Below are 12,454 nucleotides of genomic sequence, written 5' to 3' on the forward strand. Positions count from 1 at the left end.
GACCGTCCGGATGCCGGACATTGCGTTACGGCATCATTCACGCACGGGGCCGGGAGCTCCCTGGGCCCCGGGTACGGCCGCGTCCGGCGCCGGTGACCGGGCAGGCGGGGCCGCCGGCTTCCGCTCTCCCCCGGCCCCGCCCGGTCTCCCCCGGCCCCGCCCGGCCGGATTCGGACAGCCGAAGGGGATGACATGGCGCTACGCGCGTAGATATGCTCACCTCGTGACCATGCCCATCACTGTTCCCGCATACGGCAAGGAAGCCGCGGGGCGGCTGGCGTCAATGGCGGACGTGACCGCCGACGACGGTGCGCTGCGCCGCTTCCTCCACGGCCTCCCCGGCGTCGACGCGGTCGGCCTCGAAGCCCGCGCCGCCACCCTCGGCACCCGCTCGATCAAGACGACGGCGAAGGCGTACGCCATCGATCTCGCCATCTCGATGATCGACCTGACGACCCTCGAAGGCGCGGACACCCCGGGCAAGGTCCGGGCGCTGTGCGCCAAGGGCGTCCACCCGGACCCCACGGACCGCACCGCCCCCCGCGTCGCGGCGATCTGCGTCTACCCGGACATGGTCGCCACGGCCAAGGAAGCGCTCGGCGACTCCGGCGTCCACGTCGCGTCCGTCGCCACCGCCTTCCCGGCCGGCCGCGCCGCGCTGCCGGTCAAGCTCGCCGACACCCGTGACGCGGTCGCGGCCGGCGCCGACGAGATCGACATGGTGATCGACCGGGGCGCCTTCCTCTCCGGCCGCTACATGGACGTCTTCGAGGAGATCAAGGCCGTCAAGGAGGCGTGCGCCCGGCCCGATGGCAGCGCCGCGCACCTCAAGGTCATCTTCGAGACCGGCGAGCTCCAGACGTACGACAACGTCCGCCGGGTCTCCTGGCTGGCGATGCTCGCGGGCGCCGACTTCATCAAGACCTCCACCGGCAAGGTCGCCGTCAACGCCACCCCGCCGGTCACCCTCCTGATGCTGGAGGCGGTCCGTGACTTCCACGCCACGACCGGCGTCCAGGTCGGGGTGAAGCCGGCCGGCGGCATCCGGACGACCAAGGACGCGGTCAAGTACCTGGTCATGGTCAACGAAACCCTCGGCGAGCCCTGGCTGACCGCCGACTGGTTCCGCTTCGGTGCCTCCAGCCTCCTCAACGACCTGCTGATGCAGCGCCAGAAGCTCAGCACCGGCCGCTACTCCGGCCCCGACTACGTCACGGTGGACTGAGGCTCCCATGACCTTCGATTACGCACCCGCACCCGAGTCCCGCGCGGTCGTCGACATCGCGCCGTCCTACGGCCTGTTCATCGACGGCGAGTTCGCCCCGGCCTGTGACGGCAAGGTCTTCAAGACCGTCTCCCCGTCGTCCGAGGAAGTCCTCTCCGAGGTCGCCCAGGCGAGCGCCGAGGACGTCGACCGCGCCGTGAAGGCCGCCCGCAAGGCCTTCGAGAAGTGGTCCGCGCTGCCCGGCGCCGAGCGGGCCAAGTACCTCTTCCGGATCGCCCGGATCCTCCAGGAGCGCTCGCGCGAGCTGGCCGTGCTGGAGTCGCTGGACAACGGCAAGCCGATCCGCGAGTCCCGGGACGCCGACCTGCCGCTGGTCGCCGCGCACTTCTTCTACTACGCGGGCTGGGCCGACAAGCTCGACCACGCGGGGTACGGCGCGAACCCGCGCCCCCTGGGCGTCGCCGGCCAGGTCATCCCCTGGAACTTCCCCCTCCTCATGCTCGCGTGGAAGATCGCCCCGGCGCTGGCGACCGGCAACACCGTGGTCCTCAAGCCCGCCGAGACGACCCCGCTGTCCGCCCTGTTCTTCGCGGACATCTGCCGCCAGGCGGGCCTGCCCAAGGGCGTCGTCAACATCCTCACCGGCGACGGCTCCACGGGCGCCTCGCTGGTCGGGCACCCCGACATCAACAAGGTCGCCTTCACCGGCTCCACCGAGGTCGGCAAGGCCATCGCCCGTACGGTCGCCGGCACCGACAAGAAGGTCACCCTCGAACTGGGCGGCAAGGCGGCGAACATCGTCTTCGACGACGCACCGCTCGACCAGGCCGTCGAGGGCATCGTCAACGGCATCTTCTTCAACCAGGGCCACGTCTGCTGCGCGGGCTCGCGCCTGCTGGTCCAGGAGTCGGTGGCCGACGAGCTGCTGGACGCCCTCAAGCGCCGGATGCAGACCCTGCGCGTGGGCGACCCGCTCGACAAGAACACCGACATCGGCGCCATCAACTCCGCCGAGCAGCTGGCCCGGATCACCGCGCTGGCCGACGCGGGCGAGGCCGAGGGCGCCGAGCGCTGGTCGCCGTCCTGCGCACTTCCTTCCTCCGGCTACTGGTTCGCCCCGACGCTGTTCACCGGCGTCACCCAGGCGCACCGCATCGCCCGCGAGGAGATCTTCGGCCCGGTGCTGTCCGTGCTGACCTTCCGTACCCCCGCGGAAGCCGTGGAGAAGGCCAACAACACCCCGTACGGGCTCTCCGCCGGCATCTGGACGGAGAAGGGCTCGCGGATGCTGTGGATGGCGAACAAGCTGCGTGCGGGCATCGTCTGGTCCAACACGTTCAACAAGTTCGACCCGGCCTCGCCCTTCGGCGGCTACAAGGAGTCGGGCTACGGCCGCGAGGGCGGCCGGCACGGTCTGGAGGCGTACCTCGCCCCGTCGAGCCCGGAGGGCGCGCGCTGATGAACACTGTTGACCGCTTGAGTGTGCTCAAGACCTACAAGCTGTACATCGGGGGCAAGTTCCCCCGGTCCGAGAGCGGGCGGGTGTACGAGGTGACCGACTCCAAGGGCGCATGGCTCGCCAACGCGCCGCTGGCCTCCCGTAAGGACGCCCGGGACGCGGTGGTCGCCGCCCGCAAGGCGTTCGGCGGCTGGTCGGGCGCCACGGCCTACAACCGCGGGCAGATCCTCTACCGCGTCGCCGAGATGCTGGAGGGCCGCCGCGACCAGTTCATTGCCGAGGTGGCCGCCGCCGAGGGCCTGTCCAAGGCGAAGGCCACGGCACAGGTGGACGCCGCGATCGACCGCTGGGTCTGGTACGCGGGCTGGTCCGACAAGGTCGCCCAGATCGCCGGCGGCGCCAACCCGGTCGCCGGTCCGTACTTCAACCTCTCCTCCCCCGAGCCGACCGGTGTGGTCGCGGTCCTGGCCCCCCAGGACTCGTCCTTCCTCGGCCTGGTCTCGGTGATCGCCCCGGCGATCGTCACCGGCAACACGGTGGTCGTGGCGGCCGCCGAGGGCGCCCCGCTGCCCGCGCTCTCGCTGGCGGAGGTGCTCGCCACGTCCGATCTCCCGGGCGGTGTGGTCAACATCCTCTCGGGCCGTACGGCGGAGCTGGGCGCTCCGCTCGCCGCTCACCAGGACGTCAACGCCCTCGATCTCGCGGGCGCCGACGACGAGCTGGCGACGGAGCTGGAGAAGGCCGCGGCCGACAACCTCAAGCGGGTGCTCCGCCCGGGCACGGTGAACTGGACCGCCGACCCCGGCACCGGCCGCCTGCTGAGCTTCCTGGAGACGAAGACGGTGTGGCACCCGATGGGCGTTTAGGCCTGCTCGGGGGCTGCTCCGGGCCCGTTCCGGCGGTCTTACGGCGCACCGTCACCCATGTCCTTGTGGGGCCCCGCTTTTGTGCGGGGCCCCACACTGCTGTCCGCATCTTTAATTACTAGCTGGACCAGCATGGCCGGCCGGTTCCTCGTCCAGGTCACCAACGCGGGTGGCTCGCCCCGGCACCAGGCGCTCACCGACCAGCGGCTGTTCGTGCTGACGGACCAGGCCACCGGGTGGCGGGAGCGCGAGCCCGAGCTGGAAGTCGCCGCCCAGGTACAGCTCTCGAACATCGCGGAGCTGCGGCCCAGGCCGCGTACGACGTTCCCCCGTGGCCGCTTCGATCTGGTTTTCGTCGACGGCTCGTGGCTGGCGCTGTGTTGTTCGTTCCAGGAGGACATGCAGGCGATGGTCACGGCCTTCCACGGGCGCTGACCCGGGACCGGCACGACGGAGAACGCGACCGGCCCGGCGGCGGGCGCGACCGGCAGCGCCCGCCGCCCGTGCCGCCCCTCAGCCCGGCAGCACCTTCGTCAACGGCCCCACCAGCGGCAGGTCCTTGACCGCGCCGCCGTTCGAGAGGGCGCCGGTCAGCAGCGTCGTGCTCACCGGCTTGAAGTCGGCGATCTGGGTGCTGACGGCGTTGGCCAGCGGGTCGACGGGGGTGTTGGCCAGCGGATTCACCGGGAGATTCTTGATCGTGCCGAGGCCGGCCGCGGAGTTCAGCAGTGCGCCGCTCAGCGCCGAGGCGGTGGCGCCGGTGTCGGAGGGGCGTTCCGCGGCCGCGGGCGCGGCGGACGCCGTTGCCGCACCGCCCGCCGCGATCGCGGCACCGGCCGCGGAGATCACCAGCCCCGCCCGCAGCAACGTACGCGGAATGCGGCTGGACTTGAGACGTGCATGGGAGGGCATGGGCACCTGCCTGGGGATTCGGAGGGATCGAAGCGCTGCGCGAGCAAGAACAGTCGAGTAATCGATTGACTCCGTAGAGTAGTTGAGGCGGGCGGGTCAATCCACCTCGCGCGCCAGGGGTACCCCACACGGCCCCATACGCGACAATGGGTGCCCGTGAGCTCCCACTCCCGCACCCAGCCGCCGCCCTCCCCCGCGCTCTCGACCCTGTTCGAGCAGGGAGGCACCCGCACCCGGGTCATTCTGCTGACCGGCCCCTCGGGCTCCGGCAAGACGTCCCTGGCCGCACGCAGCGGACTGCCCGTCCTCCGCCTCGACGACTTCTACAAGGAGGGGACGGACCCGACGCTGCCGCAACTGCCCGACGGCGGCGGCGCCGACTGGGACGCGCCGCTGTCCTGGGACGCCGCCGCCGCGGTCGCGGCCATCGGCGCACTGTGCCGTTCGGGGCACACCGACGTTCCGGTCTACGACATCGCGGCCAGCGCCCGGGTCGGCGCGTCGGGACTCGACCTCGGCGGCGCCCCGTTGTTCATCGCGGAGGGCATTTTCGCCGCCGATGTCATCGCGGACTGCCGTGCGGCGGGGCTGCTGGCCGACGCGCTGTGCCTGCGCGGCCGCCCCACCACCACCTTCCGCCGCCGGCTGGCGCGGGATCTGCGCGAGGGCCGCAAGTCGGCCCCGTACCTCGTCCGCCGGGGCCTGCGCCTGCTGCGCAACGAGCGGTCCGTCGTCGCCCGGCACACCGCGCTGGGCGCGCACCCCTGCGCCAGGCCGGAGGCCCTGGCCCGCATAGCGGCGGCGCGGGCGGCGGACGTGGTGGACGCATAGGGCGAGGCCGGTCGCCGCCGGGCCCGCACCGGGGGCGGGCCCGCGCACACGAAGAAGCGGGCTCGGACAGACCCCCCGGCCGCCCGAACCCGCTTCCTCTTCCCCCGTACTTTCCCCCGTATCCCCTGCATTCCCCCGATACGCCCGGCCTGTTCGGATCTACTCCGTACCTGCCGGTTTCCCCCGTATCCCCTTTACCCCCTCGGGCGTTCCCCCCGGATCCCCCGATCCCCCTCGGGCTCCCCCGGTCCTCAGGCCACCAGCTCGCCGAAGGACTCTTCCTCGTCACGGCCGAAGCTGAGGACCTCGTCCTCGCGCAGCCGGCGCAGGGCGCGCCAGATGCTCGACTTCACCGTGCCGACACTGATGTCGAGAATGTCCGCGATCTCCGGGTCCGTACGGCCCTCGTAGTAGCGCAGCACCAGCATCGTGCGCTGCGTCTCGGGCAGCCGGACCAGCGCCTGCCACAGCACGGCGCGCAGCTCGGTGCCGCGCATCGCGTCCACGTCGGCCGCCGTCTCCGGCAGCTCCTCGGTCGGATACTCGTTGAGCTTGCGCCGGCGCCAGGCGCTGATGTGCAGATTCGTCATGGTGCGGCGCAGATAGCCGCCGAGCGCCGCCTTGTCGCTGATCCGGTCCCACGCCCGGTAGGTCGAGAACAGCGCGCTCTGCAGCAGGTCCTCGGCCTCGTAGCGGTCGCCGGTCAGGTGGTAGGCGGTGGCGTACAGGGAGGCGCGGCGCTCCTGGACGTAGGCGGTGAAGGCCGCTTCGGCCTCGGCCGTCTCCGACGCGGAACGCCGTTCCCCCGTGTCCTCCCTGTACCCCGCTCCCCCGTTGTCTCCCCCGTGGGCGGCGTTACCCCCGTGCCCCCGGTTTCCCCCGTCGGCCACGCCCGGCGTGACCGTCGTGGCGTCGATGGCCACCATGTACGGCGGCCGCTGGCGCCCGATGCTGCGGGTGCACACCCGTCCGGCACCGGACTTCTCGCCGGTCCTGACGACGTCATGGAGCCGCGTGATAACTGCGCTGGTAGTGGTGCCGTGCAGTGTGTTCATCTCGCGCCCCCCGTCGTAGAGCCAGCTCGTTCGGTTCGTTCGGTTCTTCGTGCTGTCCGGGTGTTGATCTCTCCCGATGCCCCAAAGACTGCCAACCCAGTTTCATCGCGTTGTCCGCCGACTGTCACAGGCCTGTCACAGGGGCCGGTGCGGCGCGTCGCGGACGCCGCACGGGTGCGGGCCTTGTGTACGAGAGCGCCACTGGTCGATCTCCCGGCGTCCCATGGGCCAGAATGGCTGACGTGCCTTTCCTGTTGCTGATCGAGGACGACGACGCCATCCGCACGGCCCTCGAACTCTCGCTGTCGCGCCAGGGTCACCGTGTGGTGACCGCGGCGACGGGCGAGGACGGCCTGAAACTGCTGCGCGAGCAGCGCCCGGACCTGATCGTGCTGGATGTGATGCTGCCGGGCATCGACGGTTTCGAGGTGTGCCGGCGGATCAGGCGTACGGACCAGCTGCCCATCATCCTGCTCACCGCGCGTAACGACGATATCGATGTCGTGGTGGGCCTGGAGTCCGGCGCCGACGACTATGTCGTCAAACCGGTGCAGGGAAGGGTGCTGGACGCCCGGATCCGGGCCGTACTGCGCCGTGGCGAGCGCGAGTCCAGTGACTCCGCGACGTTCGGCTCGCTGATGATCGACCGGTCGGCGATGACGGTGACCAAGAACGGCGAGGACCTGCAACTGACGCCGACCGAGCTGCGGTTGCTGCTGGAGCTGAGCCGCCGGCCCGGCCAGGCGCTGTCCCGGCAGCAGTTGTTGCGGCTGGTGTGGGAACACGACTACCTCGGCGACTCGCGCCTGGTGGACGCGTGTGTGCAGCGGCTGCGGGCGAAGGTGGAGGACGTCCCCTCCTCCCCGACCCTGATCCGTACGGTCCGCGGCGTCGGCTACCGGCTGGACTCGCCGCAGTGAGCAGGCGTTCCACGGGCGGTGCGACGACGGAGGACGGTGCGGGCGACGGGGCCGGCGGTGCCGGTGCGCCCCCGGCCGGCCGGGGGGTGCTGCGGATGCTGGGCCGCCCCTCGGGGCTGCTGCGCTGGACCAGTCTGCGGCTGCGGCTGGTCGTGGTCTTCGCGCTGGTGGCGTTGACCGCCGCGGTCTCCGCTTCGGGCATCGCGTACTGGCTCAACCGCAACACCGTTCTGGACCGCACGCAGAACGCCGTCCTCAAGGACTTCCGCAAGGCGCTGGAGGACAATACGCGGTCGCTGCCGCTGCACCCGCGGTGCGCCGAACTCCAGGATGCCGCCCGGCAGATGGCGGCGGGGCCGCAGAACTACGCGGTGCTGCTGATAGGCGTGGACCGTGAGGGCAAGGACTGCGCGGCCACCACGGACAAGGACCTGCTGACGCTCAAGAACGTGCCCGTGCAGCTGCGCAGCGCGGTCAACGAGGTGCGTCCGGTCGACGAGTCCAACCGGTACGCGCACCACCTCTACTGGCAGCGCAAGCAGGTCGAGGACACGCCCTACCTCGTCGCCGGAGCGAAGGTGATCGGCGGCGGGCCCACCGGCTACATGATGAAGTCCCTGGCCGCCGAGCGGCAGGACCTCACCTCACTGGCCTGGTCGCTGGGTATCGCCACGGCGCTCGCGCTGGTCGGGTCGGCCCTGCTGGCGCAGGCCGCGGCGACGACGGTGCTGCGGCCCGTACAGCGGCTGGGGCATGCCGCGCGGCAGCTCGGCGAGGGGCGGCTGGACACCCGGCTGCGGGTGACCGGCACGGATGAACTCGCCGACCTCTCCCGGACGTTCAACCGTACGGCCGAGCGTCTGGAGCACCGGGTCGAGGAGCTGAGCGGGCGTGAGGCGGCGTCCCGGCGGTTCGTCGCCGATATGTCGCACGAGCTGCGGACGCCGCTGACCGCGATCACCGCCGTCAGCGAGGTGCTGGAGGAGGAGGCCGACTCCCTCGATCCGATGATCGCGCCGGCCGTGCAGCTGGTGGTCAGCGAGACCCGGCGGCTCAACGACCTCGTGGAGAACCTGATGGAGGTCACCCGCTTCGACGCGGGCACGGCCCGTCTCGTGCTGGACGATGTCGATGTCGCGGACCAGGTGACCGCCTGTATCGACGCACGGGCCTGGCTGGACGCGGTCGAGCTGGACGCGGACCGCGGCATCGTGGCCCGGCTGGACCCGCGGCGGCTCGATGTGATCCTGGCGAATCTGATCGGCAACGCCCTCAAGCACGGTGGCTCGCCGGTGCGGGTCTCGGTCAGCACGGAAGGCCCGGCGAGCGACGGCGGGGGCCGGACGGGCAGCACGGCCGTCTCCGCCGGTGGCGGCCCGGGTGGTGCGGGCGGTTCAGACGGTTCAGGGGGTGCGGCCGAGGCCGATGCGGCCGGTGGGCCGGCAGCCGGTGTCGAGGGCGGCGGAACGGAGCGGTCCGGAAGGGCATCGGGCGAGGGGCGGCCCGGGAGCGGGAAGCTGGTGATCCGCGTGCGGGATCACGGCCCCGGCATCCCGGAGGAAGTCCTCCCGCACGTCTTCGACCGCTTCTACAAGGCGAGCGCATCCCGGCCGCGGTCGGAGGGCAGCGGTCTGGGCCTGTCGATCGCGCTGGAGAACGCGCATATCCACGGCGGAGAGATCACCGCGGCCAACCTCCCCGAGGGCGGCGCGGTCTTCACCCTGCGGCTGCCGATGGACGCCTCCCCTCTGGCGGACGGCGACCGGCAGAACGACGGCACTGCCGACGACGAGGACACGGAGGGCGGGCGATGAGGCCGGACAGGCGGACCGGACGGCGCACCGCCGCCGTGGTGGCGCTCACGCTCGCGGCCGCGGGCTGCGGGATCCGGGGCACGTCCGTACCGGTCGACGCGGGCGGGGCGCCGTCACGGGTGAGCTGCAAGGCCCCGGCGAGCCCGGCGCCCTCGGCCTCGGCCGGCACGGACACGGACGCGGACCCGGGCTCGCAGGCGATCGTGTATCTGGTGTGCGGCTCGGCGCTGGCGCAGGTCGAGCGGGCGGTGCCCCCGTCCAAGGCCGACGACCCGCGGCTGCCGACCGCCCGTGCACTGCTGCACGAGCTGCAGCGCGAGCCGTCGGCCGACGAGGAGAAGGCCGGCTTCAGCAGCGCGCTGCCCCGGGACGTCAAGGTCACGGGGCCGCGCGACGGCGACCCGGCGGATGCGCTGCGGCTGAGCATCCGGCCGGACGACCTGCCGTCGTTCGCGCTGGCGCAGCTGGTGTGCACCTACGGCGCGAGCCCGGCGCTGGGCCGCACCCATGCCGCCGTGCTGGGCGGGCCGGGCGACGATACGGCGCACCGTTACGACTGCTCCGCGGACGTGCTGGCCAACCCGGACATCGCGGAGAACGCCGGGTGGGGCGACCCCTTGTCGGAAGAGGCGGAAGGCGGGGCGCCACAGCAGGGCTGAGGCTGCCGGCAGGGCCGACGGGGCGGCTCAAGACGGGCGACGGGGCGGCTCAAGACGGGCGCAACTGGGCGGAACCGCAGCCCCCACTCCCGGCGTCCTGGCCTGTGTGCAGCCCCATGGCCCCGGCGCCACCGCCGCTCCCCGTATGCGCGTCACCGGACTTCTCCTCCTCGTGGCGCATCTGCTGACCGTCGCCTGGCTGACATTGCGTCCCCGCACGGTGCCGTGGGTGCCTGCCGCGAACCTCGAACCGCTGGCCACGATCCGGGCCGAGCTGGCGCGCGGCTGGTCGTGGGAAGTCGTCCAGCATCTGGGCGCCTCGGTGCTGCTGCTGGCGCCCCTGGGGGTGCTGCTGCCGCTCTCCGCTGGCCGCCTGAACGTTTCGCCACTGGTGTCCCTGACCCGAACCGCCTTCGCCGGAGCGATGATCGCGCTGGCCATCGAGCTGCTGCAGTCAGGGGTGCCCGGACGGGTCCCGGACATCGACTCGGTGCTGCTGGGCACCCTCGGGGTGGCCGTGGTGCACCTGGCGGTCGTGCCCGGGGCGCGCTGCCGGCTGCGCCGCCGGTACGGGCACCTCGGGGAGGCAACCCCGACAATCCCCAGGGTCGGACTGGCCCCGAAGGCTGATGCTCTCTCCGGCAGCCGGACCTACCTTTGAGACATCGGGGCGAACGCCCCACAGAGTCGAAAAGGAGCCGTCCTCATGGCCGCCGCACTGGTCCGCCCCCGCAACAACCGAATGATCGCCGGAGTGTGCGCGGGCCTGGCCCGTCGCTTCGGTACGACCCCGACAACGATGCGCGTGCTCTTCGTGGTGTCGTGTCTGCTTCCCGGCCCGCAGTTCCTGCTCTACCTGGCGCTGTGGATACTCCTCCCCTCGGAGGAGAAGGCCACCGGCGCCGCCGCCTGGTGACCCACCCCTCCGGCCCGCGGCCGCCCGGCGTGCACCGCTGACCCGATGCACCGCCCCGCGACCGGGTCCCGCGGCCGCACATCACAGTGCCCCGGCGACACATCACGGCGCCCCCGGCCGCACATGACGACGCCCCGGCCGTACGCACCAGGGCGTACGGCCGGGGCACGGCGCGGTACCCGCCCCCGGGGGGACGGGCCGCGTCCGGCGTCAGCCGCCGAGGAGGCTGCCGGGCTGCAGGCCGCCCAGCAGCTTGTTGCCCTGGGAGTTCATCTTGGTCTTGACGTTCTTGCCGGCCGGCTTGGCCTTGGTGAGACCGGAGACGGTCTTGGTGGCGTCCTTCACCGGCAGGCTCTTCAGCACCCCGGTGGTGTCGGAGGTGCCGATCGCCGGGGCGGCGCTGGCGACGCCCGCGGCGGTGACGGCGAAGGCGGCACCGAGCGCGACGGTACCGAGAGTCTTGATGGTTCCCTGCTTCATCGAATTACGTCCTCGTGATGGGGGCTTGACCGGCCAATCAACCTAGTGATGCGGCAACCGGCGCCGCAAACAGCCACGACAAAGGAAAAAACGGCCGGTGGACATTCCACCGGCCGTTGCGCTATAAGCTCGCGCTACCCACTCACGCAGAGTCAGAAGTACTGCTCACAGGGGCAGTTGAGTCCTGGGGACGGAACAGCCATTCGGCCCGCAATTCCGCGTAACCGGGCTTGATGACGTCATTGATCATGCCCAGACGTTCATCGAAAGGAATGAACGCTGATTTCATCGCATTGACTGTAAACCACTGCATGTCATCGAGCGTGTATCGGAAGGTCTTGACCAGGTGCTCGAATTCCCGGGACATGTTCGTGCCGCTCATCAGGCGGTTGTCGGTGTTGACCGTGAGCCGGAACTGCAGTCGGCGCAGCAGGCCGATGGGGTGCTCCGCGTAGGAGGGGGCGGCCCCGGTCTGCAGGTTGGAGCTCGGGCACATCTCCAGCGGGATGCGCTTGTCCCGTACATACGAGGCGAGCCGGCCGAGCTTGACCGAGCCGTCGTCGGCGACCTCGATGTCGTCGATGATCCGGACACCGTGGCCGAGGCGGTCGGCGCCGCACCACTGCAGGGCCTGCCAGATGGACGGCAGACCGAAGGCCTCACCGGCGTGGATGGTGAAGTGGTTGTTCTCCCGCTTGAGGTACTCGAACGCGTCGAGGTGGCGGGTGGGCGGGTAGCCGGCCTCCGCGCCCGCGATGTCGAAGCCGACGACGCCGGTGTCCCGGTAGCGGTTGGCGAGTTCGGCGATCTCCAGGGCGCGGGCGGCGTGCCGCATCGCGGTGAGCAGGGCACCGACGCGGATGCGGTGGCCGTTCTCGCGGGCCCGCCGCTCGCCCTCGCGGAAGCCCTCGTTGACCGCCTCGACGACCTCTTCGAGGGTCAGCCCCTGTTCGAGGTGCTGCTCGGGCGCGTACCTGACCTCGGCATAGACCACACCGTCCGCGGCAAGGTCCTCGGCGCACTCGGCGGCCACCCGGGCCAGTGCGTCACGGGTCTGCATGACGGCGCAGGTGTGCGCGAAGGTCTCCAGGTAGCGCTCGAGCGAACCGGAGTCGGCGGCCTCGCGGAACCAGACCCCGAGCTTCTCCGGGTCGGTCTCGGGCAGGCCCTCGTAGCCGTTCTCACGGGCCAGGTCGACGATCGTGGCCGGCCGGAGCCCGCCGTCGAGGTGGTCGTGGAGCAGCACCTTGGGGGCACGGCGGATCTGTTCACTGGTCGGGAGTGTGGTGGTCTCGCTCGTCATCTCGGCACTCTAGC

Annotated in this window: 14 protein-coding genes; 10 read left to right on the forward strand and 4 right to left on the reverse strand. The window is 71.4% G+C overall.

Going from position 1 to position 12,454, the window contains the following annotated elements; translation table 11 throughout:
- Positions 1-229 precede the first annotated feature (229 nt).
- The 4 genes from deoC to OHS81_RS12920 all read left to right on the forward strand — a co-directional run bounded on the left by deoC (position 230) and on the right by OHS81_RS12920 (position 3,985).
- Positions 230-1,225, forward strand: coding sequence for a deoxyribose-phosphate aldolase (gene deoC / locus OHS81_RS12905; protein ID WP_328391117.1), 996 nt, complete (start codon positions 230-232; stop codon positions 1,223-1,225).
- 7 nt (positions 1,226-1,232) lie between these two features.
- Positions 1,233-2,684, forward strand: a complete 1,452-nt coding sequence (locus OHS81_RS12910) for an aldehyde dehydrogenase family protein (RefSeq protein WP_328384923.1) — start codon at positions 1,233-1,235, stop codon at positions 2,682-2,684.
- Positions 2,684-3,550 (forward strand): aldehyde dehydrogenase family protein, encoded by an 867-nt coding sequence (locus OHS81_RS12915; RefSeq protein WP_328384924.1) that lies wholly within the window; start codon positions 2,684-2,686, stop codon positions 3,548-3,550. Before OHS81_RS12910 ends, OHS81_RS12915 begins: the two co-directional genes overlap by 1 nt.
- A 132-nt stretch (positions 3,551-3,682) precedes the next feature.
- The gene (locus tag OHS81_RS12920) at positions 3,683-3,985 is read left to right on the forward strand and encodes a hypothetical protein (RefSeq protein ID WP_328384925.1); all 303 of its coding nucleotides are present in this window, start codon (positions 3,683-3,685) and stop codon (positions 3,983-3,985) included.
- 78 nt (positions 3,986-4,063) lie between these two features.
- Here OHS81_RS12920 and OHS81_RS12925 read toward each other — a convergent pair whose 3' ends face one another.
- Positions 4,064-4,462: a hypothetical protein gene (locus OHS81_RS12925; protein WP_328384926.1), complete on the reverse strand. Its 399-nt coding sequence runs from the start codon at positions 4,460-4,462 to the stop codon at positions 4,064-4,066.
- Between the two features lie 156 nt (positions 4,463-4,618).
- Here OHS81_RS12925 and OHS81_RS12930 point away from each other — a divergent pair, with 156 nt between their 5' ends.
- On the forward strand, positions 4,619-5,293 hold the full coding sequence (locus tag OHS81_RS12930; protein ID WP_443058694.1) for a uridine kinase family protein: 675 nt from the start codon (positions 4,619-4,621) through the stop codon (positions 5,291-5,293).
- Between the two features lie 251 nt (positions 5,294-5,544).
- Here the strand turns inward: OHS81_RS12930 and OHS81_RS12935 are convergent, their stop codons facing one another.
- Positions 5,545-6,348, reverse strand: a complete 804-nt coding sequence (locus OHS81_RS12935) for a SigE family RNA polymerase sigma factor (RefSeq protein WP_328384927.1) — start codon at positions 6,346-6,348, stop codon at positions 5,545-5,547.
- 242 nt (positions 6,349-6,590) lie between these two features.
- On the opposite strand from OHS81_RS12935, the gene afsQ1 reads away from it, so the two are divergent.
- The 5 genes from afsQ1 to OHS81_RS12960 all read left to right on the forward strand — a co-directional run bounded on the left by afsQ1 (position 6,591) and on the right by OHS81_RS12960 (position 10,657).
- Entirely contained in the window at positions 6,591-7,268 is a 678-nt protein-coding gene (gene afsQ1 / locus OHS81_RS12940; RefSeq protein ID WP_048830120.1) for a two-component system response regulator AfsQ1, read from the forward strand.
- Positions 7,265-9,082 carry a HAMP domain-containing sensor histidine kinase gene (locus tag OHS81_RS12945; protein WP_328384928.1) on the forward strand — a complete coding sequence of 606 codons (1,818 nt, stop codon included), beginning with the start codon at positions 7,265-7,267 and terminating at the stop codon, positions 9,080-9,082. Before afsQ1 ends, OHS81_RS12945 begins: the two co-directional genes overlap by 4 nt.
- Positions 9,079-9,741 carry a hypothetical protein gene (locus tag OHS81_RS12950; protein ID WP_328384929.1) on the forward strand — a complete coding sequence of 221 codons (663 nt, stop codon included), beginning with the start codon at positions 9,079-9,081 and terminating at the stop codon, positions 9,739-9,741. The genes OHS81_RS12945 and OHS81_RS12950 overlap by 4 nt, the downstream gene beginning before the upstream one ends.
- Positions 9,742-9,847: 106 nt before the next feature.
- Positions 9,848-10,402, forward strand: a complete 555-nt coding sequence (locus OHS81_RS12955) for a VanZ family protein (RefSeq protein ID WP_328384930.1) — start codon at positions 9,848-9,850, stop codon at positions 10,400-10,402.
- Positions 10,403-10,447: 45 nt separating this feature from the next.
- A complete protein-coding gene (locus tag OHS81_RS12960) occupies positions 10,448-10,657 on the forward strand; it encodes a PspC domain-containing protein (protein ID WP_030087060.1) in 210 nt (69 codons plus the stop codon).
- 210 nt (positions 10,658-10,867) lie between these two features.
- Here the strand turns inward: OHS81_RS12960 and OHS81_RS12965 are convergent, their stop codons facing one another.
- Entirely contained in the window at positions 10,868-11,137 is a 270-nt protein-coding gene (locus OHS81_RS12965; RefSeq protein ID WP_328384931.1) for a hypothetical protein, read from the reverse strand.
- A 142-nt stretch (positions 11,138-11,279) separates the two neighbouring features.
- Complete coding sequence (locus tag OHS81_RS12970) at positions 11,280-12,440, reverse strand: adenosine deaminase (RefSeq protein ID WP_328384932.1); 1,161 nt, start codon at positions 12,438-12,440, stop codon at positions 11,280-11,282.
- Positions 12,441-12,454: the final 14 nt, after the last annotated feature.

Source organism: Streptomyces sp. NBC_00400 (assembly GCF_036048035.1).
Taxonomy (GTDB): domain Bacteria; phylum Actinomycetota; class Actinomycetes; order Streptomycetales; family Streptomycetaceae; genus Streptomyces.

Excerpts from the sequence above, each read along its gene's own strand:
- deoC (WP_328391117.1), top strand. The coding sequence starts at position 230 with ATGCCCATCACTGTTCCCGCATACGGCAAGGAAGCCGCGGGGCGGCTG.
- OHS81_RS12910 (WP_328384923.1), top strand. The coding sequence starts at position 1,233 with ATGACCTTCGATTACGCACCCGCACCCGAGTCCCGCGCGGTCGTCGAC.
- OHS81_RS12915 (WP_328384924.1), top strand. The coding sequence starts at position 2,684 with ATGAACACTGTTGACCGCTTGAGTGTGCTCAAGACCTACAAGCTGTAC.
- OHS81_RS12920 (WP_328384925.1), top strand. The coding sequence starts at position 3,683 with ATGGCCGGCCGGTTCCTCGTCCAGGTCACCAACGCGGGTGGCTCGCCC.
- OHS81_RS12925 (WP_328384926.1), bottom strand. The coding sequence starts at position 4,462 with ATGCCCTCCCATGCACGTCTCAAGTCCAGCCGCATTCCGCGTACGTTG.
- OHS81_RS12935 (WP_328384927.1), bottom strand. The coding sequence starts at position 6,348 with ATGAACACACTGCACGGCACCACTACCAGCGCAGTTATCACGCGGCTC.
- OHS81_RS12950 (WP_328384929.1), top strand. The coding sequence starts at position 9,079 with ATGAGGCCGGACAGGCGGACCGGACGGCGCACCGCCGCCGTGGTGGCG.
- OHS81_RS12960 (WP_030087060.1), top strand. The coding sequence starts at position 10,448 with ATGGCCGCCGCACTGGTCCGCCCCCGCAACAACCGAATGATCGCCGGA.
- OHS81_RS12965 (WP_328384931.1), bottom strand. The coding sequence starts at position 11,137 with ATGAAGCAGGGAACCATCAAGACTCTCGGTACCGTCGCGCTCGGTGCC.
- OHS81_RS12970 (WP_328384932.1), bottom strand. The coding sequence starts at position 12,440 with ATGACGAGCGAGACCACCACACTCCCGACCAGTGAACAGATCCGCCGT.